Source organism: Streptomyces sp. NPDC020958 (assembly GCF_055562175.1).
In genome coordinates this window covers 1-23,447 of sequence record NZ_JBVHFU010000025.1, presented here as the reverse complement: position 1 = coordinate 23,447, position 23,447 = coordinate 1, and the positions used below count along the sequence as shown (strand labels likewise).

Annotated in this window: 15 protein-coding genes and 4 pseudogenes; 8 read left to right on the top strand and 11 right to left on the bottom strand. The window is 70.8% G+C overall.

The window, feature by feature from the left end; genetic code table 11:
* Positions 1–2,745, bottom strand: coding sequence for a multifunctional oxoglutarate decarboxylase/oxoglutarate dehydrogenase thiamine pyrophosphate-binding subunit/dihydrolipoyllysine-residue succinyltransferase subunit (locus ACZ3KP_RS39060; RefSeq protein ID WP_467505672.1), 2,745 nt, complete (start codon positions 2,743–2,745; stop codon positions 1–3).
* A gap of 342 nt (positions 2,746–3,087) precedes the next feature.
* On the opposite strand from ACZ3KP_RS39060, the gene ACZ3KP_RS39055 reads away from it, so the two are divergent.
* A complete protein-coding gene (locus ACZ3KP_RS39055) occupies positions 3,088–3,504 on the top strand; it encodes a MarR family winged helix-turn-helix transcriptional regulator (RefSeq protein WP_467505670.1) in 417 nt (138 codons plus the stop codon).
* A 224-nt stretch (positions 3,505–3,728) separates the two neighbouring features.
* Positions 3,729–3,965 carry a hypothetical protein gene (locus ACZ3KP_RS39050; protein WP_467505669.1) on the top strand — a complete coding sequence of 79 codons (237 nt, stop codon included), beginning with the start codon at positions 3,729–3,731 and terminating at the stop codon, positions 3,963–3,965.
* Here ACZ3KP_RS39050 and ACZ3KP_RS39045 read toward each other — a convergent pair.
* Positions 3,951–5,065, bottom strand: a pseudogene (locus ACZ3KP_RS39045) (YbfB/YjiJ family MFS transporter). The gene ACZ3KP_RS39050 and the pseudogene ACZ3KP_RS39045 sit on opposite strands and share 15 nt — an antisense overlap.
* 195 nt (positions 5,066–5,260) lie before the next feature.
* A complete protein-coding gene (locus ACZ3KP_RS39040) occupies positions 5,261–5,563 on the bottom strand; it encodes a muconolactone Delta-isomerase family protein (RefSeq protein ID WP_467505667.1) in 303 nt (100 codons plus the stop codon).
* A gap of 182 nt (positions 5,564–5,745) precedes the next feature.
* On the opposite strand from ACZ3KP_RS39040, the pseudogene ACZ3KP_RS39035 reads away from it, so the two are divergent.
* Positions 5,746–6,351 (top strand): annotated as a pseudogene (locus ACZ3KP_RS39035) (LysR family transcriptional regulator); the annotation flags it as partial.
* 383 nt (positions 6,352–6,734) lie between these two features.
* On the opposite strand, the gene ACZ3KP_RS39030 reads toward ACZ3KP_RS39035, so the two are convergent.
* From ACZ3KP_RS39030 to ACZ3KP_RS39005, 6 genes and pseudogenes are all read right to left on the bottom strand, one after another.
* The gene (locus ACZ3KP_RS39030) at positions 6,735–7,631 is read right to left on the bottom strand and encodes an ABC transporter substrate-binding protein (RefSeq protein WP_467505665.1); all 897 of its coding nucleotides are present in this window, start codon (positions 7,629–7,631) and stop codon (positions 6,735–6,737) included.
* A gap of 58 nt (positions 7,632–7,689) precedes the next feature.
* Positions 7,690–8,445: an SDR family NAD(P)-dependent oxidoreductase gene (locus ACZ3KP_RS39025; RefSeq protein WP_467505663.1), complete on the bottom strand. Its 756-nt coding sequence runs from the start codon at positions 8,443–8,445 to the stop codon at positions 7,690–7,692.
* Positions 8,442–9,068, bottom strand: coding sequence for a TetR/AcrR family transcriptional regulator (locus ACZ3KP_RS39020; protein ID WP_467505661.1), 627 nt, complete (start codon positions 9,066–9,068; stop codon positions 8,442–8,444). Before ACZ3KP_RS39020 ends, ACZ3KP_RS39025 begins: the two co-directional genes overlap by 4 nt.
* Before the next feature lie 86 nt (positions 9,069–9,154).
* On the bottom strand, positions 9,155–11,596 hold the full coding sequence (locus tag ACZ3KP_RS39015; RefSeq protein ID WP_467505659.1) for a SpoIIE family protein phosphatase: 2,442 nt from the start codon (positions 11,594–11,596) through the stop codon (positions 9,155–9,157).
* A gap of 38 nt (positions 11,597–11,634) precedes the next feature.
* Positions 11,635–11,835 (bottom strand): annotated as a pseudogene (locus ACZ3KP_RS39010) (SsgA family sporulation/cell division regulator); the annotation flags it as partial.
* A gap of 203 nt (positions 11,836–12,038) precedes the next feature.
* Positions 12,039–12,278, bottom strand: a pseudogene (locus ACZ3KP_RS39005) (sigma factor-like helix-turn-helix DNA-binding protein); the annotation flags it as partial.
* 488 nt (positions 12,279–12,766) lie between these two features.
* Here ACZ3KP_RS39005 and ACZ3KP_RS39000 point away from each other — a divergent pair.
* The 4 genes from ACZ3KP_RS39000 (at position 12,767) to ACZ3KP_RS38985 (ending at position 17,708) form a co-directional block, all read left to right on the top strand.
* Positions 12,767–13,900: a maleylacetate reductase gene (locus tag ACZ3KP_RS39000; RefSeq protein WP_467505657.1), complete on the top strand. Its 1,134-nt coding sequence runs from the start codon at positions 12,767–12,769 to the stop codon at positions 13,898–13,900.
* Complete coding sequence (locus tag ACZ3KP_RS38995; protein WP_467505655.1) at positions 13,893–14,762, top strand: dioxygenase family protein; 870 nt, start codon at positions 13,893–13,895, stop codon at positions 14,760–14,762. The genes ACZ3KP_RS39000 and ACZ3KP_RS38995 overlap by 8 nt, the downstream gene beginning before the upstream one ends.
* Before the next feature lie 148 nt (positions 14,763–14,910).
* Positions 14,911–15,357: a flavin reductase family protein gene (locus ACZ3KP_RS38990; protein ID WP_467505653.1), complete on the top strand. Its 447-nt coding sequence runs from the start codon at positions 14,911–14,913 to the stop codon at positions 15,355–15,357.
* A gap of 131 nt (positions 15,358–15,488) precedes the next feature.
* Positions 15,489–17,708 (top strand): winged helix-turn-helix domain-containing protein, encoded by a 2,220-nt coding sequence (locus ACZ3KP_RS38985; protein ID WP_467505651.1) that lies wholly within the window; start codon positions 15,489–15,491, stop codon positions 17,706–17,708.
* An 18-nt stretch (positions 17,709–17,726) separates the two neighbouring features.
* Here the strand turns inward: ACZ3KP_RS38985 and ACZ3KP_RS38980 are convergent, their stop codons facing one another.
* Positions 17,727–19,262: a 4-hydroxyphenylacetate 3-hydroxylase family protein gene (locus ACZ3KP_RS38980; RefSeq protein WP_467505650.1), complete on the bottom strand. Its 1,536-nt coding sequence runs from the start codon at positions 19,260–19,262 to the stop codon at positions 17,727–17,729.
* Between the two features lie 157 nt (positions 19,263–19,419).
* Here ACZ3KP_RS38980 and ACZ3KP_RS38975 point away from each other — a divergent pair, with 157 nt between their 5' ends.
* Positions 19,420–22,287: a helix-turn-helix transcriptional regulator gene (locus ACZ3KP_RS38975; RefSeq protein ID WP_467505649.1), complete on the top strand. Its 2,868-nt coding sequence runs from the start codon at positions 19,420–19,422 to the stop codon at positions 22,285–22,287.
* 550 nt (positions 22,288–22,837) lie between these two features.
* Here ACZ3KP_RS38975 and ACZ3KP_RS38970 read toward each other — a convergent pair.
* A complete protein-coding gene (locus ACZ3KP_RS38970) occupies positions 22,838–23,245 on the bottom strand; it encodes a hypothetical protein (protein ID WP_467505647.1) in 408 nt (135 codons plus the stop codon).
* Between the last annotated feature and the right edge of the window lie 202 nt (positions 23,246–23,447).

The window sequence follows — 23,447 nt, the reverse complement described above, 5'->3', positions numbered from 1 at the left end:
TCACTGGAAGGCCGATGTCACGAGAGCCTTCTGCTCCACGCCGTGCCGGCGGGCCGAGCCGGCCGCGGGCGCGGGCGCCTCGGGCCGGCTCACGCACTCCACGGCGCGTCGGGTCAGCCGGTGCAGACGCGGCGCGACGAACGACCACGCACCCTGGTTCTCCGGTTCCTCCTGCACCCACCGCACGTCCGCGGCCGCGGGGAAGTGGGCGAGTTCCGCCGCGAGTTCCTCGTCGGGGAACGGGTAGAGGCGCTCCACGCGGACGATCGCCGTGTCGGTCGAGCCCGCGGCGTGCCGGTGGGCGTCGAGGTCGTAGAAGACCTTGCCCGAGCACAGCAGCACGCGCGAGACACGGGTCGGGTCCGTCGAGTCGTCCGGCAGGACCGGGCGGAAGCCGCCCTGGGTGAATTCGGCCAGGGCGGAGACGGCCGCCTTCGACCGCAGCATCGACTTCGGGGTGAAGACCACCAGTGGCCTGCGGCCGTCCAGCGCCTGCTGCCTGAGCAGATGGAAGTAGTTGCCCGGCAGGGAGGGCATGGCCACGGTCATGTTGTCCTGCGCGCACAGTTGCAGGAAGCGTTCGATCCGGGCGGAGGAGTGGTCGGGGCCCTGGCCTTCCAGGCCGTGGGGCAGCAGCATGGTCACTGCGGAGCGCTGGCCCCACTTCTGCTCGGACGAGGCGATGTACTCGTCGACGACCGTCTGCGCGCCGTTGGCGAAGTCACCGAACTGGGCCTCCCACAGCACCAGGGCTTCCGGACGGGCCTGCGCATAGCCGTACTCGAAGGCCAGCGCTGCCAGTTCGGACAGCATCGAGTCGTACGGTGCGAAGCCGGCGGCCTGCGGGCTGAGGGAGTTCAGCGGCGTGTGCTCCGCGCCGGTGCGCCGGTCGGTCAGTACGGCGTGGCGCTGGCCGAAGGTGCCGCGCCGGGAGTCCTGTCCGGCCAGCCGTACCGGGACGCCGTCCAGCAGCAGCGAACCGATCGCCAGTGTCTCCGCGGTGGCCCAGTCGACGGTGCCGGTGTCGAGCGTCGCCGTGCGCCGGTGGAGCTGCGGCAGGACACGCGGGTGCACGGTGAAGCCCTGCGGCAGGTCGGACTGCGATGCGATGACCTGACGGGCCTTCGCCTCGTCGATCGCGGTCGCCGTGCGCTGGGTGGCCGCCTGCCCGGCGTCGGCGCCGGGAAGCTCTTCGGCCGGTGCGAGAGCGGGCAGCGCCCGGGTCTCGGCGAAGGCCCGTTCGAGGTGATCCTGGTAGTTGCGGCGTGCACTGTCCGCCTGCCGCTCGCCGATGTCCCCGCGGCGTATGAGGGCCGCGGCGTACAGTGTGCGCACCGAATCCTTGGCGTCGATGCGTTCGTACATCATCGGCTGCGTGATGGACGGGTCGTCGACCTCGCTGTGCCCGTGGCGCCGGTAGCACACCAGATCGACCACAACGTCCTTGTGGAACGTCTGGCGGTAGTCGAAGGCCATCCGTGCGACGCGGTCGACGGCTTCGGGGTCGTCGCCGTTGACGTGGAAGATGGGGGCCTCCACCATCCGTGCCACATGGGTGGCGTACGTGCTCGAACGGCCGTTTGCGGGCAGGGTGGTGAAGCCGACCTGGTTGTTGACGACCACGTGGACCGTCCCGCCCGTGCGGTAGCCCGGCAGTTGCGACATGTTCAGGGTCTCGGCGACCACGCCCTGGCCGGCGAAGGCCGCGTCGCCGTGGAGGACGACCGGCAGTACGGGGAAGGGCTCTCCCTGGTCCCCGGCCAGATCCTGCTTGGCGCGCACCACGCCCTGGGTCACCGGCCCCACGATCTCCAGGTGCGAGGGGTTCGCCACGACCGAGACGGCGATGGTGCCGCCGTCCAGGGCACGGTAGGTCCCCTCCGCGCCGAGGTGGTACTTCACGTCCCCCGAGCCCTGGACCGACCGGATGTCCGCCGCGTCCTCGAACTCGTCGAAGATCTGGCCGTAGGACTTGCCGATGATGTTGGCCAGGACGTTCAGCCGGCCGCGGTGCGCCATCCCGATGACGGCTTCTTGGGCACCGTCTTCGATGGCGCGGAGCAACAGGGCGTCGAGCAGCACGATGGCCGACTCGCCGCCTTCGAGCGAGTACCGCTTCTGGCCCACGTACTTGGTCTGCAGGAACGTCTCGAAGGCCTCCGCGGCCCCCAACCGGTAGAGGATCCGCAGCTGTCCGGCACGGTCCGGGCGGCGCTGCGGGCCCTCGACGCGCTGCTGGATCCAGCGGCGTTCCGCGGCGTCCTGGATGTGCATGTACTCGAACCCGGCGGTGCGGCAGTAGAACTCCCGCAATGCGCCCAGCACTTCGTCGAGTGTCATCGTGGCGCGCCCGGCGAACCCGTCCACGGCGAAGTCCTCCGCCCGGTCCGCGTCGCCAAGTCCGAACGCGGCGATGTCGAGCTCCGGATGTGCTGCGGCTGGCCGGGTCGTGAGCGGGTCCGTTCCGGCCATCAGATGCCCGCGCACACGATACGCGTGGATGAGCGCCGCGACCCGGACCGCCTTGAGCGCCGCCTCGTCGGTGCCCTTGCGGTGGTGGGCTGAGGCGGTCAGGGAGGCCGCGGCGGTCGGGGACACCAGAGTGGTGAAGAAGTCCCTCCACGTCTGGTCGACGGAGCCGGGGTCCTGGAGGTAACGCCGCCGCTGCTCGTCCACGACCCATTCGTTGAGCCCGAAGTCCAGCCAGTGAGACGCTGCTCGAGCGGTGTCTGATTGCGACGCCATGGCGCGAACGCCTTCTTTCCTCTGCGAAGCCTTGGGACGGCGGACGCGGCTACGGTGGCCGTTGCGGAGACCGACCCGTTCGACCGCGTCGCACCGACGACGCTAGGACGCCGGGAGCGCGAAGCCGGAGGGTCGGGCGCGCCACGACGGCCTCACATCGGGACATCGGCCGGGTGACGGCCTGCTGCCTGCCGTCGTCGCACAGTCGGAGTACGGGCGGGTGACGCCGTCCTGATCCGAGGGCTTCGTGTCCGTCCGCCCCGGGATCGACGTCGTATGGGATCTGGTTGTGATGCTCCGGCCACGAGCTTGCGGCCGGAGAACCGACCCCTGGGAAGGAATATGATCGACTCCGATGTGTCGGAAACCCCGCGACGGCAGTTTGCAGGGGTCTTGCGGACCTTGGGCCTCGTGCACGGTGAGTTGCGGGTGCGGCACGGACTGTCGCTCCATGACTACCTCATTCTCGGCGCGCTCGCCGAGGCCGCGAGCGGATCTGTGCCCGTTGCCAAGCTGGCGGAGTTCCTCCAGGAATCCGGCGACCGGATGTCCTACCTCCTCCGGGGTCTGCAGGCGGCTGGACTGATTGATCGCCATCGTCGTGCCGGAGACCGCAGGACGGTCGAGGCCACCCTGACCGACGCAGGACGCTCCAGGTTCGCCGCTGCCGAGACGACCGCGCAGGCGCTGATGCGCCGGCACCTCGGTCCGGGACTGGACACCCAGGAGCCGTCCGGCCGATCGTGTGACGTCACTTGATCCGCTCGTAGGCAGCGCGACTGGACACAGGCCCTGACCGGTGCCGCGGAGCCGTTACGGCGGTGGCGGCGGCTGTTCGCGGAGACGGAGGCAGGCCAGCGTGCCGTCCGGCTGGGCTGCGGCACCGTGGCCGGCCGTCTGTTCGGGCCCCTCACTCTGGAGCTGAGCAACCAGACCGAGGCGGTCCGCGAGCGGCTGCAGGAGTCTTCGACGCCCAGGTCGACATGGTGGAGTCGGTCATCGCCGAGACCCTTGAACGCGGCGAGGTCGGCATGGCCGACGCCCGTGAGGCGGCACGCGCCGTCGTGGCCCAGATGGAAGGCCAGGTGATGTTCGCCTCTGCGCGACTGCTCCCGGCGGCTGCGGCGGCCCGGGAGGGCCCGGTCTCCTCAGGCCTCGTCCTCGTCCGGTACGGGGCAGGCGTACACCGGTGCGGACTGCCCCACCTACCCGGCAGATGATCGTGCCGAAGGGCTCTGGTCCACGACCGGCATCGTGTGGGGGAAGCCGACGCGGAGCACGGCGGCGACCGTGCCGGCCAGGACCACCGCCGAGGCCAGGATCAGAGCCTGGTGGTAGCCGTGGTGGAGCAAGGGGGTGACGGCCAGCGGGCCGAGTATCTGGCCGGCGGAGTAGCCGGCGGTCAGCAGCGCGACCGACCGCGGGAACCGCAGATGAGCGCCCGCGGCAAGGGTGAGGGTGCTGATGCCGGTGAACGTCGCGCCGAACAGGATCGCGGAGACCAGTGCGGCCGGCACCCCGCCGACGACGGCGGGGAGGGCGATGCCGACGGCCTGGATGACCAGCGCGGTGAGCAGCAGGCCGGGGCGGGACCCAGCGATGCCCGAACCATGCCCACAGCGCCGAGGACGGCACGGCGGCCAGTCCGGCCAGCACCCAGGCGCCACTGCCGACCCAGCCCGGGGAGCCTTGTCCGATCGCGGCGACGAGGAAGGGGCCGGCGACGGTGTACCCGATGCCCTCCAGCGTGTAGCTGACGAACAGAGCGCCGAACCAGCGGTGTACCCGTGTCCTGGGATGCGAGCCTGCCCCGCCGCCGGACGGTGCGGGCGTTTCCTCCGGACGCAAGGTCCAGCAGGCGACGGTCATGAGCGCGCAGAGCGCGGCCGAGCCCACCAGGCGGAGCGCCAGTCGCCGAAGGCGCGCAGGAAGAGGACGACCAGACCGGACAGGGCGATCCCGGCGCCGACGCCTCCGAAGGCCCAGCCGGTCAGGTGGGTGGGGTGCTGCCTGAGGTGGCCGAGGAGGGAGCTGACCGCGATGACGAAGATCAGGGCGCTGGTGATCCCGGCGAGCAGCCGGAGCGCAAGCCACGCGCCGGTGCTGTGGATGGTGGGCATCCCCGCCAGAGTGGCGGTCAGTACCACCAGGGAGACGCGAAGGAGCGGACCAGTGCCGGGACGAGGATGCCCGTCGGCGCGCCGACCAGATAGCCCACATGGTTGGCGGTGGCCAGGTTCGCACCGGCACTCGCGGACAGCCCTGCCTGCGCGTGCATCAGAGGCAGGATCGGTGTGTAGACGAAGCGGCCGACGCCCATGCCTGCCGCCAGTGCCGCGGCGGCCTGGGCCGCGTGGCCGCGCGGCGAGTGCAGCGTGCGGTGCGGACGAACGGACGACAGGCCAGGTCCGGCGAACTCATGTGGACATCCCTCTGACGAGGTGCAGACCTTGGTTGACGAAGGCCTCGGCGCCGCAGCCATGGGTGACGGCGATGGCCCCTGCACAGGTGCCGGTCACTGCGCCGCGCCGACCGTGCCCGGGTCGTTGGGGTGGGGCACCAGTGCGGTGACGGTGAAGGTCATCCAGGACCGGAGCGGCAGTGTGCCGAGTATCTTCTCGTGCAGCTCGGCTTCGTCGGCGGCCCGCCATATGCCGATGCTGCGCAGCTCGCCGACCGGACGCCACAGCCGGTACAGATGGCCGGAAGCGGCCAGTTCCGCCGCCCGGACGGCCTCGGCGGCTCGGCGGCGCTCGACCTCGTCCGGACCGACGCCCTCGGGGACGGTGGTGGTGATCTGCACCAGGAACTCTGGCATCTCCTCGCTCCTCTCGGATCCACGCCGGAGTCACTGGATCCGCCTGGTAGGGCCGTTCGGTGCCCCGTCATCGCCTCTGTGCCTCCATCCTGGCTCTGCTGCCAGGGACGTTGCCACGACCAGCTCCCTCCTTGCTGGTAGGGGACACCTCCCACCGCGCGTAGCATGACGAGCAGATCAGCGCTCTGCTGGAACGGGCGGATGACCTCAAGCGCCGCGCCGGCCGGCTGTCCGGCTCCGAACCGGTCCGGCTCGGCCACGTCAACCGGCTGCCCGGAGACCTGACCGTTCGTACCTCCGCGGTGGCTCAGATCCACATCTACGCCTGGGTCGCCCCGTCCCACACCCAGGCAGCCCGGGTGGCCGACGGCAGCCTCGATCTCGCGGTGTGCTGGGTACGGGCCGAGGATATGACGGCACCGCCTGAACGCCCGGATCCTCGGCGCCGATCGGCTCTGTGCCGTCGCCAAGGGAGACGACGCCAGCCCCGTGCGGGCCCGGGACATCGCGGTTCTCCTCGACGACGACATCACGTCCTGGTCGTCCTGGAACGTCTGCGCCGAAGAACTCGCCCGTGACACCGGAGCCCGAGCCGTGCCCATGTCGGACGGCGGCATCACCGGCCCGGCCTTCTTCGACCACGTCCGCCGCAGCGACCGTCCGATCATCAACTCGCCGAGGCACGCGCGGCGGTCATCGCTGCCCTGGACGCCCTGTGTGACGGCGTCGTAGACCTCGGCATACACGCCGCCGACGCCTGGCTGCCCGCCGGCGACCCGTACCGACGGCAGAGACCGAGTCCCCGCCGACGGAAGCCGCCGTTCCCCGGCACCGACGCGAGCCGTCGGGCGCCGACGCAATCCCTGATCCTCTACCTGCGAGCAGGAGCAGCGCGGGTGTGTCCTCGCGTCGGACACCGACCGGTGCCTAAACGCCGATCACCGGATCGCGGCCGAGCATGCTGTCCGGCACGTCCGAGGCCAAGCCCTGGATGTTCCAGCCTGGCCCACCGCACGGCGCCGCCGCGGCCGACCCAGGTGTCCTGGAAGAGAGCGTCGCCGCCACTTCGCGCGTTGTCCTCACGGGCGAGTACGCCCATATGCCTGCCAAGACCACGCCGCCGTCGCGGTCACCGGAGTGACATCAGCGGCCCGCGGGCCCAGGGCTTCGCCTACGACTCGACTCCCGATGCCTGGGCCGTGGCCGCGGTGCGGCAGAACTCGGCCGCGGTGACGGTGGCAGGGACGCCGAGTTCGGCGGCGACCGCAGTGATCGCCTTCTCGCCGACAGTGAGGTCGGCCTGGCCGTCCGCGGTGAAATACGGCGCGATGAACGTGTCGTAGTGGGCTCGGGCCTCTTGCGCGGTCTGTCCGCCGAGGAACGTCTGCATGTGGCGCACCGTGGTCTCGGGGTCGTCGTGGATCACCTGAAGGGCGCGCCGGTGGGCTCGTACGACGGCCTGGACCGCAGGGTCGTCCGGTGAGATGTAGGTGGGGTCGACGGCCACGCCCACGGTGGGGATCTGGAAGTGGTCGCCGACCCAGGCCAGCACCTGCCAGCCGTGCTCGGCTGCCACCGCCTCCGGTGCCATGGTGCTGCCGACGTAGGCGGCGTCGATGCTGCCGTCGCTGAGCCGGCGCAGATCCATGCCGTAGTCGCCGGGCGAGCGGACGATGGTCTTCACGTCACGGTCCGGGTCGAGGCCTGCCTTTCGCAGTACGATCCTGGCGAATGCGCCGGGCGGGGTGTGCGGGGCGTGGACCGCCAGCCGTCGCCCGGCCAGGTCGGCCAGGGAGGTCAGACCGGGGCGGGCCAGGAACCAGAACAGCGGACGGTGGGTGTTGACACTCAGGGCGACCCACGGGGTGCCGTCGGTCAGTCGTGACAGCAGTGCCCGGCCGAGCCCGATGGTGGCGCAGTGGCGCAGCCGTTCCACGTCCCAGTTGCAGCCGTCGCGCAGCGCGACGTGGACACCCTCCTCGGCGTAGTAGTCCTGCTGGTCGGCGATGTAGGCGGCCAGCTCCTCGTGCAGGCCTCGTCCGACGTAGGCCAGGTCGATCGTGTGCATGAACGTCTTTCCTCGATCGTTTAAGGGTTGTGCCGTGTGCGCGGAGGTCAGCGGGGCGTCAGTACATGGCCATGCCGCCGTTGACCGCGGCCGTGGTACCGGTCATGAAGGAGTTGTCCTCGGCGGCGTAGAAGGCGACCGCCTGGGCGACGTCGGCCGGGTGGGCCAGGCGGCCCAAGGGGGTGGCGGCCACCTGCCGCTGCCTCGTCGCGTCGTCGAGCACGGCATCGGCGGTGCGGGACTCCACCGGGCCGGGCGAGACGACGTTGACCGTGATGCCCTGCGGGCCGAGTTCCTGGGCGAGGTACCGGGCGAACTGCTCGAGTGCGGCCTTGGAAACGCCCAGCGCGATCATGCCCGCCCGAGGCAGGCGGCTGAGTCCGGTGCCGATGTAGATGAGGCGTCCCCGCCCTCGTTCGGTCATCGTGGGCAGTACGGCTTTGGTGACCGCGAACGCCGCGTGCATCTCGGCGTCGATCTTGCCCCCCAGTTCTTCCCACGTCATGTCCTGGAACGGCTTGACCGCATACGGGATGAGCGCGTTGTGCACGAGCACGTCGATGCCGCCCCAGGCCGCCTCGACCTGTCCGACCATGCTCTCGACGGCCGCCTTGTCGCGCACGTCGGCCTGCATGGACATGGCCTGGCCGCCCGCGGCCTCGACGTCGGCCACGACCTCCTCGGCCGCCTCGGTGTTGCGCAGGTAGTTGACCACCACGCGCATTCCTCGCGCGGCCAGAAGCCGCGCCGTTGCCGCGCCGATTCCGCTGCTGGCCCCCGTCACCAATGCCACCCTGCCGGTCGTCCCGGTCATGGGCCCACCTCCTGATCGTCGTCGCGGGCCGTCGGGATGACCACCCGGGGGTGTTCGTCGTCGATGCCCCTGCCTGTCGGGCGGATCGCCCCGTACAGCACGGTGTCGACGGTCGCCCGCAGCAGATCGGCCGCGGTCCAGTCCAGATCACGCGGCAACTCCGACATGAGCAGCCGCTCCAACGCGCCGCGGGTGATCTCACTCAGCAGTTCGGGCGGTGCCGGCAGCAAGCCCTGCCGGTGTCCCTCCTGGAACAGCTCGTCGAGCCGCCGGTAGACCACCGCGTCCACACGCCGCTCCACGTACTGGCGTAGCATCGCGTCGCCCCGCCCCGTCGCGAGTTGAGGCGCGCCGATCCGCCCGAGCTCACTGCCCGCCGCGATCAGGAACCGCTGCACCCGCACACCGAACGGCCGTCCTTCCGCCTCCTCGGCCGCCGCCTCCAACGTGCGCTCCACCGCGGCGAACTGGCGGTCCAGCACCGCGGCCAGCAGGCTGCGCTTGTCAGGGAAATGACGGTAGATCGTCTTCTTGCTCATCCCGAGCTCACGAGCGAGATCGTCCATGCTCACCCGCGTGAAACCCGCCCCGAAGAACAGCCGGCCGGCCGCCTCCACGATCACGTTCGCACGCCGCTCGTCACTGGGGGAAACTTCAGAAACTTGATTAGTTTCCATAGTTCCCATCGTTGCCCTCCGTCTCCTGGCTGTCAAGGCACGCCCTGGCCGACGGCGGCGAGCCCGATGAGCAGCAGGGCGATGTCGTCCGTCCGGGGCGCGGTCTGCCGTGCGTGGTCGATCAGGGTCGTGGCGAGCCGGTCCATGGGCTGGGCCGAGGCCCGGGCGAGTTGGGTGGCAAGCTCGGACATGGCGTCGTCCATGTCGACCCCGGGAGTCTCGACGAGACCGTCGGTGTACAGGGCGAGGAGGGTGCCGGGGGTCAGCGGGATCTCGGTGGCGGGGTAGTCCGCGTCGGGGTCGATGCCGAGCAGCACGCCGGGCCGGAGCGGAAGGACCTCGGCGTGCCCGTCCGGATGACGCAGAACGGGCGGGGGATGGCCGGCGGTGGCGAGGACGGCTCGGTGGTGTGCGAGGTCGAGGTGGGCGTAGAGGCAACTGACGAAGCGGCCCGGGGCCATGGCGACCAGCTGGCGGTTGGCCTGCGTGAGGGCCTGTGACGGCGTGGCCCCCGAGGCGGCGTGGGAGCGGATGGCGGGGCGCACCCGGCCCATGAGCGCGGCGGCGGTGACGTTGTGGCCCTGGACGTCGCCGATGACCGCGGCTGCGGTGGTGTCGTCGACCCGGACCAGGTCGTAGAAGTCGCCGCCGATGTCCATGCCGCGGACGCTGGGCAGATAACGGGCCGCCACATCCAGTCCAGGAAGGTCGGGCAGCGAGTCGGGGAGCAGGGCCGCCTGCAGGGTCTTGGCGAGTTCGTTGCTGGTGTCGTACAGGCGGGCCCGTTCCAGCGCCTGCGCGATCAGTCCCGCGAGCGCGATGAAGACGACCCGCTGCTGGTCGGGAAAGGGGTGGGGCCGGTCGAAGGCGAACACGCACGAGCCCACCGGACGCCCGGAGGCGATCAGCGGCAGAAACGCCCAGGCATGCAGACCCTTCTGATGCGGGGCGGGCGGGTAGGCCCGGGACAGCTCGTCGAAGGAGGCGAAGAAACTGGGCACGCCGGTGGCGAGGACCCGGACCGCGGGTGCCGGGTGGGTCAGCGGCACGCCGTCGAAGTGTTCGAGCAGCGAGGGGTGGTAGCCGCTGCGGCCGATGACCCGCATTCTGCCGTCCTCGGCCGCGAGCAGGGCGACGGTCCGGGCTCCGAACGCCGGCAGCATCTCCTCGGTGACCAGATCGACCACGTCTGACACGCCCACGGTTTCCGACAGGGCGGCGGCCAGGTGCAGCACCTGGTAGACCTCGCCCAGGCGGATCGGCTCGCCCCGGAACGTCTCCCTCACGTTGGGCCCCGGCTGCGAGAATTCCCCGCCCGGATCGGTCGGCGCTATGCGGAGGCTCACCCCCGAGCCGTCGGGATAGAGCTCGAACGCGAGCCACTGGTCCGGCGGGCGCATGGCGCTGTAGTAGCCGGGTTTCCGGCTGACCACGGTGGCGCGGAAGTGGTCCTCGAAGGCCGGGTCGGTGCACCAGGGCAAGGACTGCCAGGGACGCGTGCCGATCAGATCGTCGGGACTGCTCGCGCCCAGTAAAGCGGCGGCGGTGGCGCTGACGTAGGTGAACCTGCCCTGGAGGTCGAGGGAGCAACTGCCCCAGGGCAGCCGCTCGACGAGGTCGGCCGCGGCGAGCGCCTCGGCCGCCCCCCGCCTGCCGGCCGGCGGCTGCACCAGGGTGCGGGGTGCGGACCCCGGGCCGACGGCGTGGCCGGTGTCGGCGGCGTCGCGCAGGAACCGTGCCAGACGCCGACCGGCGGCACGGGCCCGTTCAGGGCTCGGGCCGTCGGTACTGGTGGCGCCGGCGCCGGGCCAGAGCAGCAGCAGCGCGCCCCAGACCGTGGTTCCGGTGAGCAGCGGTGCCGCGACCACCGCATGGCGGTAGGGCAGGGCGATCGCCGTGCGGGGATAGCGACGGGCGAGGTCCTCCGGGTCGCCGAGCCAGACGAGCCGCCGCTCGCGCACCGCATCGGTCACGGGAAAGCGGCTCGACAGCGGGACCCCGAACCAGGGCGCGAGATACTCCGCCGGCATGCCAGCGGTCACCTCCAGCCGCAGGGTCTGGCCGTCGGATGCCAGCAGGAAGACCGCTCCCGCGTACACGCCGGTGTCGCGCACGGCGAGCTCCAGCAGCCGGTCCAGCTCGGCCCGGCGCAGTGACCCGGCGGTGGGTGAAGGGGAGCGGGGCCCGTGGGGCTGCGCCGCGCCGCCTTCCCGCATGGCGCACATATCAGTACCGTACGTCCGCACCAGCCGACCCCGCGCGCAGGCCGCTGCCGATTCTCTGCTCGTCCCGCCCGTGCCGGAGCCGCGGCGGGCGAGCTGGTGGGCGACGGTGCCGGCGAGGCGGGCGACGGAGGCGCCGAGGGGGTGGCCGAGCGCGATGGCGCCGCCCTGCGGGTTGAGGATCGCCGGGTCGAACGTCGCGCCTCCTCGGCCGACGAGGCCAGTGCGACCCCGCGGGAGCCGTCGTAGCACCAGGGCAGACCGCCCTCGGCGACCCGTCCTGCGGGCGGCGTGAGGACCATCTGCATCAAGTGCTGTCCCTGGTGCCAAGCGGGGCGCCGGCGGACGTCGCCGATACCGACCGGATGGAGCAGCCCCTCCATCAGGAGCTCACGGGCGAAGGACCACTCGACCGCCCGGTCACCGTCGACGCGGAAAGTCGCACGGATCGCGTAGGGATCGTCGGGACGACAGCCCAGCCGCGTGGACACGGGCACCGCCGAGCCTCACTGGGTACGGGAGTCGAGCCCTCCGGCCCAGGCTGTCCCGGACACCGGGCCGGAGGGCTGTCATGGGTGTTCCATGCGCTCTTGGAACACCGCTGCCCTGCATGCTCCCGCCTTCCGCCGCCGTCCCGGGTGACCTCGCTCACCGGCCCGTGGCGGGGACCCACTGCCTCGAACGTGGCCCGCCGGGACGAGACGGTGCTCCTGGGGGCGGCGTAGCCCTCCAGCAGCGAGCGCAGCCGTCGCTGACCCCGGTGCAGTCGGGACAGCACGGTGCCGAGGGGAGTCTGCATGATGTCGGCGATCTCACGGGTGGTGATGCCCTCGACGTCGAAGAGGTACACCGCCGTCCGGAAGTCCTCCGGGACGGCTTGCAGCGCCGCCTTGACATCCGAGTCCGGCAGGTGGTCGAGCGCCTCGGCCGAGGCGTAGGCCCGGGCGTACGTCTCCTGGAGCAGGTCCTCGGCTCATCCGCACGGCGGCCGCGAAAAGCCGGTCACGGTGTACCAGTGCCGTTTCGAAGCGGGCCTGCACGTCGGGGTGGGCCTCGCAGTCGGGTCCGGTTCCGGTCATGGTGCCTCCTGGGTGGGGGACAGCGGCCGTATTCCTGGGTTCGGCCCCTGACCTGAACCCTCGCCGCTCGTGAATGCGGACCCCTCGGACGCCGTTCCGGTGACCTCCACCGGCATCTCCACCTGACAGAGGTCCGGATCCACGATCGCGCCCCCCGGACACCCACCGCATCGCGCAGACGAGTGATGTCCGTCGAGAGCCGGAGGCCTCGGGCGCGGAGCCTGTCGCACGAACAAGGTATTTCAACTCCGGTGCCCGTTATCCCTCGCGGATTACGTTGACCCCCGTCATTCAGGCATCGAAAGTCTTGGTTCCAAGCAGACGGCGGGACTGGGGAATTCTCATGAAGACATTCGCGCATCGGGGACAGATCACCAAGGTGGTCTTCGGCAGCGGTACGCGCAGCCGTATCCCTGAGGAGGCTGATGCCCTCGGATGCCGTCGGGTGCTCATCCTGTGCACACCCGGTCAAGCGGGCCAGGCAGCGGAGGTACACGACGTACTGGGTACGGCGGCGGTGGGAACTTTCACGGAGGCTGCTCCGCACACGCCCGTCGAGGTCACGGAGAAGGCGGTCGCGTATGCCAGAACCGTGGGAGCGGACTCGGTGCTCGCCATCGGCGGTGGCTCGACGATCGGCCTCGGCAAGGCGATCGCCCTGCGGACCGGGCTGCCACAGCTGGCGTTGCCCACCACCTACGCCGGCTCGGAGATGACGCCGATCCTCGGAGAGACCGAAGGGCGCCGGAAGACGACCCGCCGGCTGCCGGAAGTGCTGCCGAAGACCGTGGTGTACGACGTCGACCTGACGTTCACGTTTCCCGCGGCGGCCTCGGTGGTCAGCGGCATCAACGCGATGGCGCACGCCGTGGAGGCACTCTACGCACAGGACCGGGACCCGCTCGCCTTCCTGATGGCCGGTGAAGCGCTCGAATCCCTCGTCCGCTCCCTCCCGGTCGTCGTACAACGTCCGGACGACGGCGAGGCGCGGGCCGACGCCCTGTACGGGGCATGGCTGGCGGGCAGCTGCCTCGGCACCGTGGGCATGGCCCTGCACCACAAAGTGTGCCACGTCCTGGGCGGCACGTTCGGGCTTCCGCACGCCGAAACCCACACGGTCGTGCTCCCGCACGTCGCCGCCTACAACGCACCGGCGGCGCCCGAGGCCATGGCACGCATCGCAAGGGCGCTGTCGGCGGCCGACGCCGCGAAGGGACTCTTCGACTTCGCGGGACGGCTCGGCGCCCCCAGGGCGCTGCGGGACCTCGGCATGCCGGAATCGGGCATCGAGCAGGCGGCCGAACTCATCGTGCGGGACGGCTACTGGAACCCGCGACCAGTGGAACGGACGGCGGTACGCGCCCTCTTGGCCCGCGCCTGGGCCGGACAGCCACCGTGCACATCATCCGGCGACGGACGTCCCCGGACCGGGTCCGCGGTCCACCACTTCACCACCACGGGAGCGCGCCATGCGTGATCTGACCAGTGACACCATCACCGAGGCCGTGATCTCGACCATGCGGGGCACCAAGGACTCCCGCGTCGCCGAGATCCTGGAATCACTGGTGCGGCACCTGCACGCCTTCGTCCGCGACGTCGAACTGACGCAGGACGAATGGGCCCGGGGAGTCGACTTCCTGACGCGGACCGGGCAGACGTGCACCCCGACGCGTCAGGAGTTCATCCTGCTGTCCGACGTGCTCGGAGTCACCATGCTGGTCGACGCCCTGACCAACCGGCGCCCCAGCCAGGCCACCCAGAACAGCGTGCTGGGCCCGTACTTCAGAGAGGACAGGCCGCAGCAGGCCGATGCCGCCGACATCTCCGGGGGCCTGTCCGGTACCCCGCTGTTCTTCGAGGGACGGGTCGTGGACCACGAGGGAGCGCCGGTGGCCGACGCGGCGGTGGACGTCTGGCACAGCGACTCGGACGGCCACTACGACGTGGAGGTGCCCGGCCTGGACGAGCCGGCCATGCGCGCGCTGTTCCGCACCGACGAGACGGGGCACTTCGCTTTCCGTTCCATCCGCCCGTCCAGCTACCCGATACCCGGTGACGGCCCGGTCGGCGAACTCATGAGCGCGACCAGCAGGTCGCTCATGCGTCCCGCCCATGTGCACCTGCTGATCGAAGCGCCGGGATTCCAGCGCGTGACCACCATGCTCTTCCCCTCGGACGACCCGCACCTGGACACCGATCCGGTGTTCGGCGTCAAGGAGTCGCTGGTCGACCGCTACGACACCTACCCGGCCGACGCCGGGCCCTGCCGGGGCGTGACCGACGTGCCGTACACGCTGCTGCGCCACACCTTCGTCCTCGAACCGTGCGTCACGGACTGATCCTCACGGCGTCACCACGACGGGAGCCGGCCATCCGTGAAAACGGCCGACGTCGAACACTCCATCACCCCACGGGGTTCAGCCCCGAATTCACGGAGGTCCTCACATGAGTGAAACCCTTGATGTCGTCTTCGGGTTCCGAGCCACGATGAGCCGGCTCGCCACAGGCGTCAGCGTGATCACCACTTGCTCGGGCAGCACCCCCATCGGCATGACGGCGAGTGCCGTCTCCGCGCTGTCGCTGGAGCCGCTCCAACTGCTCGTGTGCATCGGCAATCAACTCTACACACGGACCGCGATCGCGGAACATGGTCGCTTCGCCGTCAACGTCCTCGGCGAGGACAGCGAGCACCTCGCGCGGAACTTCGCCGTTTCCAAGCCGGACAAGTTCGCGGGTGTGGAGACCATCGATGACCACGGCGTGCCGGTGCTGAAGGACGCCATCGCATCTGTCGTGTGCGACGTCGCCGCGACACTGCCCGGCGGCGATCACACCATATTCGTGGGCGACGTCCGCCACTTCGAACACCGGCTGGAAAGCCGGCCGCTGCTCCACTTCGGCGGAGACTTCGGCACGCTCAGGCCCCCCTGCTAGCGCTGGTGACAGCGGCCCGACGGAGGCTGCCGTATCTCTGCCCCGGTCCACTACGGCCCCCGGCGTCCGGCTCCTGCAGGCGAGCCACGGACGCCGGGGGCTCCACCAGTCCCGACTCCACCGAAGGTGCCATGACCAGTTCCGTGCCGGCCTTCAAGCTGCGTCCTGGGGACCAGCCCCCGCACCTCCTGACCCGCCCCCGGCTGCTGCGCCGGCTGGACGCGTCGACCGAGCCAGTGGTGGTGGTCTCCGCGCCCGCCGGTGCCGGAAAGACGGTGCTTTTGACCGAGTGGTCGCGAAGTCTCGCACCTCGTGGCGCGTGCGCCTGGCTCAGCCTGGACGCGTACGACAACGCCCCGGGCCGGCTCTGGGGCGGCATCCTGCGGGCGTTGCAGCACGTACGGCCGGAGCTGCCCGTCCACCTCCACCGCGGCGAGTGGACACTCGACACGTGGCTCGAGGAGATCCTGCCGAGCCTCGTGAGCGGACTGGACGGACAGGGACCGCTCACGCTGATCCTCGACGGAGTGGAATCGATCACGGACGTCGATGCGGTCCGCAGCCTTTCGGATTTCCTGACAAGGCTCCCGCGGGGCTGTCGCGTCGTTCTGTCGACCCGTCACGTTCCGGGTGGACCCGTACCGACCCTGCGCGCCCGGGGCGCGATCGCCGAACTCGACCGGCACGACCTGGCCTTCACCCCCGAGGAGGCACAGGCCGTGCTCACCGGTCTGCTCGGGTCCGCTCCGGCCCCGGACACGCTGAGCGCGGTGTACGAGACCACCGAGGGATGGGCGGCGGCGCTGTGCATCATGGGCCGTACCCTCGCTCGCTCGTCGGACGACGCCGACACGGCGGCCGACCTGGCCCGCGGCAGGAGAGCGGTCACCGAGTACCTGGCCACCGAGGTACTCCACCGGCTCACCACCGAACAGCGCGAGTTCCTGCTCCGCACCAGTGTGCTCGACGAGTTGAGTGCCGGGCCGTGCCGGGCCCTCGCCGGGGACCGGGCGGGCGTACTGCTGCGCGAGCTCGCACGGACCGTCCAACTGCTCGTACCGGTAGCGGCCGATCCCTCGGCATACCGGCGTCACCGCGCACTGTCCGCGCTCCTCTGCGACCTCCTCGGATCCGAAGGAGGGGAGACCGCCGTGTCGTTGCACCGAACGGTGGCTCGGTGGTACTCACGGCAGGGCGAGACGACCGCGGCCGTACGGCACTGGGTGCGCGGCGGTGACGAGGCCGCCGCCGTCGCGTCGATACTTGACGACTGGGAACAGGCCATCTCGGCAGGCCGCGGTCGGGAAGTCAGGCACTGGCTGGAGTTCTTGCCGCTCCGCACGGTCGCCGCCGACGCAAGACTGTGCGTCGTGGCGGCGATGGCGGCCCTGTCGGGGGGTGCTCCGGAAACGGCCCGGCGCTGGCTGGACGTGGTCCGGCTCAGGGGGCCGGGAGCGGAGAAGGTCGGCGAGGGCAGCACGGTGTCCGATGCGGCGGCCGTCGCCCGGGCCGTGGCCTGCTGGCTGCAGGGAGAGGTCCTGACCGGCGACCGTCTCGCCGAAGCCGTCTTCGCCGGCACCGTCCCGTTGACTTCCTGGCGGGCCCTGGCCTGTACGGCCCGCGGTACCGCTCTGCTGTGGACCTCCCGGTACGAGGAGGCCGAGGCGCTGCTCGGCGAGGCGACCCGTGACGCGCATGCCGCCGGGCACGGCCTGACGCTCGTGCGCGCGCTGGGTCTGCGGGCGCTGTGCGCCCTGTTGGCCGGACGCCATGAGCCGGCGCGCATGCTGAGCGACCAAGCCCTGGACGCGGCCGGGACGGCCGGGCTGGAGCGGCACTTCGTCGCGGCGCCCGCCTACATCGGCAGGGCCGGCCTGCTCCTCGATGAGGGACGGGCCGATGAGGCCGAACGGACCCTGGCCGATGCGGAAGCGGCGCTGGCGGACGCGTCGAGGACAGGCAGCGAACCCCAGATGCACGCCTTGTATCACGGCACACGGGCACGACTTGCCACTGCGCGACGCAACGCGGACGCCGCGCGGGAAGCCCGTGAGGCGGCCGCGCGGGCAGCGGCCCGGTGCGAGTCATCAGGAGTGCTCACCGATCTGCTCGGGCGAGTCGGCGAGGACACCGTTGTGCCGCTCGTCGTGTCCGGCCCCCAGGAGCTGTCGCTCGGCGAGCGCCGGGTGCTCCGCGCCCTGTGCGGCCCGCTGACACTGCGTGAGATCGCCGCCGAGTTCTATGTGTCCCACAACACCGTCAAGACACAGGTACGGGCGGTCTTCCGAAAACTCGGTGCGCACGACCGGAGCGCAGCGGTCGCCAGGGCCCGGGAGCGCGGCATGCTCTGACCCGGGCCCGGCGTCCTGCTACGAGGTGATCCGACGAGAGGCGTCCTGGCGTCGGGCGTAGTCCGCCTGGGCCAGGTACGCGGTCCCCTGCTCCCCGTCGTTGCTCACGCTCTCGATGCCGCAGACCTTGCGCGCGAGGTCCGCCATACTGCCGGTGGGGGACATCTCGGCACGTTTCATTGTGAGGCTTCGGATGGCCAGCAGGGGCGTGCCGTTGAAGTTCTCGAAGGTGCTGATGCGGGCGCCCCAGTCGGACAGGAACATGTCGCGGATCACCCGGCTGATCTTCAGCCGGTCGTGCGGCCTGCCGACCGGTCCGGTCTGCAGCGCCCTCAGCCAGGGCCGCAGTTCGGGCCGCTCCCACTGCCCCTCGGTGGGATAGATGAGCGCGGCACGACCGGACAGGTCGATGAGCTCGTGGGTCAGGTCGGTGATGTGCTCGATGTAGTACGCGCGCCCGAAGTCGAACATCAGGACGTTCGGCTTGTAGATGCCGCCGGGAGTGAAGAAGCCGTCGTCCTCCGACGCGATCACATGGGCCTTGAGGGTCTGGAGGAAGCCGGCGAACCTGGCGATCCGCGCCTGGACGGGCGGCAGTTGGTAGGTGCCGATGTGCTCGGTGATCAGCAGGGCCAGACCGAGCATCAGCTCGGCCTTGACCATGGCACGCACCAGCGAGTGGTAGTGCAACCAGTCGAAGACGCGCTGCGGGTACAGCGAGGCGTGCTCGGGGTTGCCGATGTGGAAGACCCGGTTCCAGGGGATGAGCACGTCCTCGAACACGATGATGCTGTCCAGCTCGTCACCCTGCGAGGCGAGCGGGTGCTCCACCTCCTCGCCGTCGCGGACGTTGCTCTCGCGGCAGATGATGGTGACCCCGGGGGTGTTGGGCTTCACCGCCCCGTAGATGATCTGCTCCGACACGATGCCGGGGCGGTAGAAGACGCCGATGTGGATCCAGTCCCCGAAGGCCGCGCCGGTGCTGATCGACTTCACACCCCGCACGGTGATGCCCTCGTCCGAGGTGGCGACCACCCGCAGTGCGGGGGAGACGGCCTGTGCGGAATCACGCGAGCGGTCCGCCTGCGGGTCGACGAAGGCCGGCGTCGCGTTGAGGTCGCCGTCCCGCATCACGTTCCAGAAGTCGAGGATCCCACGGGTGAGGTCCCGCCCGTCGGTCCCGACGGACTGGCTGCTCCACGGCTCGGGATCGTCGACGTAGGTCAGCAGGACGTAGTTGTTGACGTCCGGCGTTCGCGGGATCGCACCGCCGCCCAGTTCCCGCTGCACCGTCTCCAGGTAGCGCCGCTTGCGCAGCAGATCCTCCTTGGAGCGGTGCTGGAACCATGTCATGGACCGCCGGATACCGTCCTCGTCCAGGAACGTCATGACGTCCTGGAGGTCGGGACGGTGGTGCAGGTCGTAGAAGTCCGCGATGCTCCGGGCGTACGCCCTGGTCTTGGGGTGCGTGGACACGTCGTCGACGAGTTCGTCACCCACCCACACCGTGCGGCCGTCGTTCAGTGCCGCGAGGTATTCCTTGCCTGTACGCACGTCGTGCTCCTCTCGGTGGCAAGAGATCTGGACGCCCCGAAGGATGTGTCGTGGCGGGGTGAGCGGACGGCACGGAACCGGCAATCACCCGGGTGAAAGCGCCGTGCACACATGAACCGGCGTTGAGGGCGATGTGGCCGTGCGGCATGCTGGCCCCATGCGCAGCACAGACCCCGTGGGCGACCGGCCCGGTGGGCGTGGGCACCGGGCCGTGAACGGCCTGCGCCTCAGGGGGCGGGGCCGCGAGATGGCGGCCGTCCGTGAGGACCTGGACGCGGTGCGTGGCGGGCGGGGTGCCTGCGTCGTCGTGGAAGGCGCACCCGGCGTCGGCAAGAGCCGGGTGCTGGCGGAGCTGGACGAGATGGCACGGCGGTCCGGATTCGACGTGGTGTCCGTACGGGCCGACGAGCTCGACCAGTACGCCGCCGGAGCCGCCCTGCAGTCCGCCTTGCAGTCAGCCCTGCACTTCTCCGACGGTTCCGGACGAGCGTCCGCGGCCACCGACGATCAGCGGCTGTGGCTGCTGGACAGCATCACGGACGCTCTCGAGGAGCGTGCCCAGCGCGCCCCGGTGGCCGTGCTGGTGGACGATGCGCAGTGGGCGGATCCGGCCACGCTCCTGGTGCTGCGCACCCTGCCCCGGCGACTGGCGGCTTCGCGGATCCTGTGGGTGCTGGCCATACGGTCGGAGACCGAGCGGCCGACCGTTGCCAGGGTGCGGGAGGACCTCGAACGCCTCGGAGCCCGGTGGCTGACCCTCGGTCCCCTGCCGCAACAGGACCTGCAGCACATCGCGGCCGACGTCCTCGGGGCGAAACCGTCGCCCGGTCTGGCCCGGCTCCTGCGAGGCGTCGGGGGCAATCCGTTCCTGGCGATCGAACTGGTGCGCGCCTTCGTCGACGCGGACGCCGTCAAAGTGGAGGCGGGCGTGGCGAGCCTGCTGCATGACGGCATCCCCGTCGGTTTCCGGCGGAGCGTCGCCGCGCGTCTGGACCGGCTCCCGGAGGATGCCGTGCGACTCCTCCAGATCGGGTCCGTCCTCGGCCGGGAGTTCGACCTCGGTACGGCCGCCCGCATGCTCGGCAGGCAGGTCGGCAGCCTGCTGCCGGGCGTCGAGGCGGCCCTGAACGCCGGTCTGCTCTCCGGCGACGGGCCGCGACTGGCGTTCCGCCACGACCTCATGCGGCAGGCCGTGCACGAGAATCTGGCGCCGGCCGTACGGACCGCTCTGCACCGGGAGGCCGCCGACGTTCTGCGGGGCATCGGGGCACGATCGGCCGAGGTGGCCTGGCACGTCGTCCTGTCGGGCGGTCCGGTCGACGACGACGCCGTGACGACATTGACCACCGCGGTACGGGAACTGTCCTCGTCGGCCCCTGACGCGGCCGCGGACCTGGCTCAGCAGATCGCCGGACTGTTGCCCCTGCACGACCGGCGGCGCATCGCCCTGCTGACCGACGCCGCGGAGTACCTCGGCCGGACCCGCCGGGTGCACCGGGCACTCGATCTGGTCGACGCGACCCTGTCGGACCGGCTGGAGCCGGTGCAGGAGGCGCGTCTGCGCCTGGTGGCTGCCGAGATCCACCAGGCCGCGGGCGACGATGCCGCAGCGATGACACACCTCCAGCAGGCTCTGGTCCTTCCCGGGCTGCCGACTAACCTGCGCAACAGGCTGCTGAAGACCAAGGCGACGGGCCACGTGTACCTCGGGGACATCACCGCTGCCGAGCAGACCGACATCGGACTGGTCGAGGCCTCCTACCGCAGCGAGGACCCGGCCGTCGTCGTCAGCGCCATGGTGTTCCAGTCGCAGACGTTCTTCTACCGTGGGCGCCTGGCCCCAGCCCTTGAGCTCGCCGAGGAGGCCACGGCGCGCGCCGCCGGCACGGAATCCGGCGTACTCTACCTGCGGCCTCCGCGGATTCCCGCGCTGTGGCTGGCCACGGTGCTGACCACCACCGACCGGCTCGCGGACACCGAGCGGGTGCTGCGGGAGGGGCAGCGCGAAGCGGAGGCGCTGGGCCTGGGCTGGTCGCTTCCCCACTGGCATGCGAGCCGTGCCTGCGCGCTGTTCGAACAGGGGGCGCTGGACGACGCGGCCGTGGAGGCCGAGTCCAGTCTGATGGTGGCCGACGAACTCGAGATCACCCAGCCGAATCCGCAGGCCCGCTCCGTCCTGGCATTGGTGGAGATCAGACGCGGTGACCTCGCCAAAGCCAGGGACCATCTCCGCGCCGCCGAAGCCGGATCCGGCACGAGCACCCAGCGGTTCGAACTGTGGGTGTCGCTCGCACGCGCCTGCCTGGCCGACGCGGAGGGCCGGGACACCGCAGCGGCAGCGGCGATCGGCGGCAGCTTCACGGACGCCGAGCCGGGGCGCCTGCTTGCGGTGCCGCCGTCCCACTGGCCCGGGATCGTGCGCATCGCGCTTCGCGGCGAGGACCCCTCGCTCGCGCAGGCCGTGTCCGGCGCATTGCGCGCCCTGGCCGCACAGGACGGCGGCCAGCAGATCGTCGGGACAGTGCGTGCCCATGTGGACGGCCTGCTCCACCACGACCGGGGCGCACTGGCGTCCGCCGCCACCGGTTACCGGAACACCGGCAGGCGGCTGGCCCTGGCCGCGGTCTGCGAGGACCTCGGGGACCGCGTGGCCGCGTCGGGCGACAGCACGTCGGCGATCCCGTATTTCGAAGAGGCGGGTGAGCTGGCGTCGGCATGCGGAGCACTGCGCGATCACGAACGGATCATGCGGCGCCTCAGACAGTTCGGCGTGCGCACAGCTGCCCCACGGCACCACACGACCGGCGCGGCGGGATGGGAGAGCCTGACCGAATCCGAGCGGAAGCTCATCCCGCTCGTCGTGGAGGGCCTCACCAACCGGGCCATCGCCGACCGGCTCTACGTGTCCGTGCATACCGTCAACACGCATATGAAGCACATCTTCACCAAGCTCGGCATCAACACCCGAGTCGAACTGACCCGGCTGGCGATCGAACGGGGCGGCATCGCTGACGGGGCGGACTGAGCGACGCCCGCGGTGGCGGGGCGCGGCGGCGAGGATCCCGTGAATGGGCGATGCAGGCGGCTGACGTACGGGTGAGCCTGGTCGCGACGGCGCCACAGGCACGGTGCCGTCAGCGATCCGGGCACATGCGGACGGCTCAGCCCGGAGACCGACCGGGTTGTTCCCCTGGCGCAGACCGGGCCGCGTACCAGGCGTTCGACAAGGAGTACCGGCGTGGGAGGGCTCCGCCCCCGGGCCGCGGACGGATGGTCGACCGCGGCCCGGGTCGGTCGGCACCGGCGCGGTCGCCGGATGCGGATACCGCGGCGGCTCCGTGCGGGGCCGCGAGCGCGGCCCCGCACGGATACACCCTGGCGCTGTGGACCGCCACCGCCGTGACGGCGGCTCCCCCATGAAGCAGGAGAGGTCCGCCCCGGTCGGCACGTGGATATGGGGCGCCTTTCATCTGCCCATGGCGGCTCTCGCTGCGCCGGTCAGCCTGTTGCTCGCATGCGGTCCCACCAGCATGAATGAGTTCCACGGGGAACTGTGAGCTCCGGAACCCTTCCGGTCAGCCACGCGTCCGCAGGCCCGGGGGGAGGAGCTCCCCCTCCGGGACCGGTTTCGTCCGGCTCCCGGGGGTGTCGCCGATCGCGGTGTGGGCGGGCGGCCATGGCAGCAGGGCGATCAGGGAGTGCGCCCGGTGGATGAGGAAGGCGGCGAGCGGTAGTTCGGTGGCCAGGGCAAGGCCCCCCGCCATCCAGACGTCCTCAGTTCCGACGTCGAGCGAGATGTCGAACCAGGTGTCGCAGATCAGCAGGACTGCTGTGGCGTGCGCGTACAGAATGACCGAACGGCTGCGCCGCCAGGCCAGGAACGCCGTGGACGCCAACGCCATGATGAGCAGCACGTCGAATCCGACCCAGGTCAGACGCCACTGGTGCACGTGGTGGGACGACGGCAGTGTCAGCCCCAGCATCACGGTCCAGGGTATGAGACAGACGGCGCACGTGGCGAGCAGCTCAGCGGTGTGCCTCCTGCGGCGGTCCGGCGCGGGGCCGCGGTGGCCGGTATGTTCCTTGGTCACTAGATGATCTATTCCAAGGGGTCAGTGATCGTAGGCGATCAGTGAGCGGTGGATCGGTTGTCCGGTCTGGTCGTTGTGCCAGATGGCGGCCGTG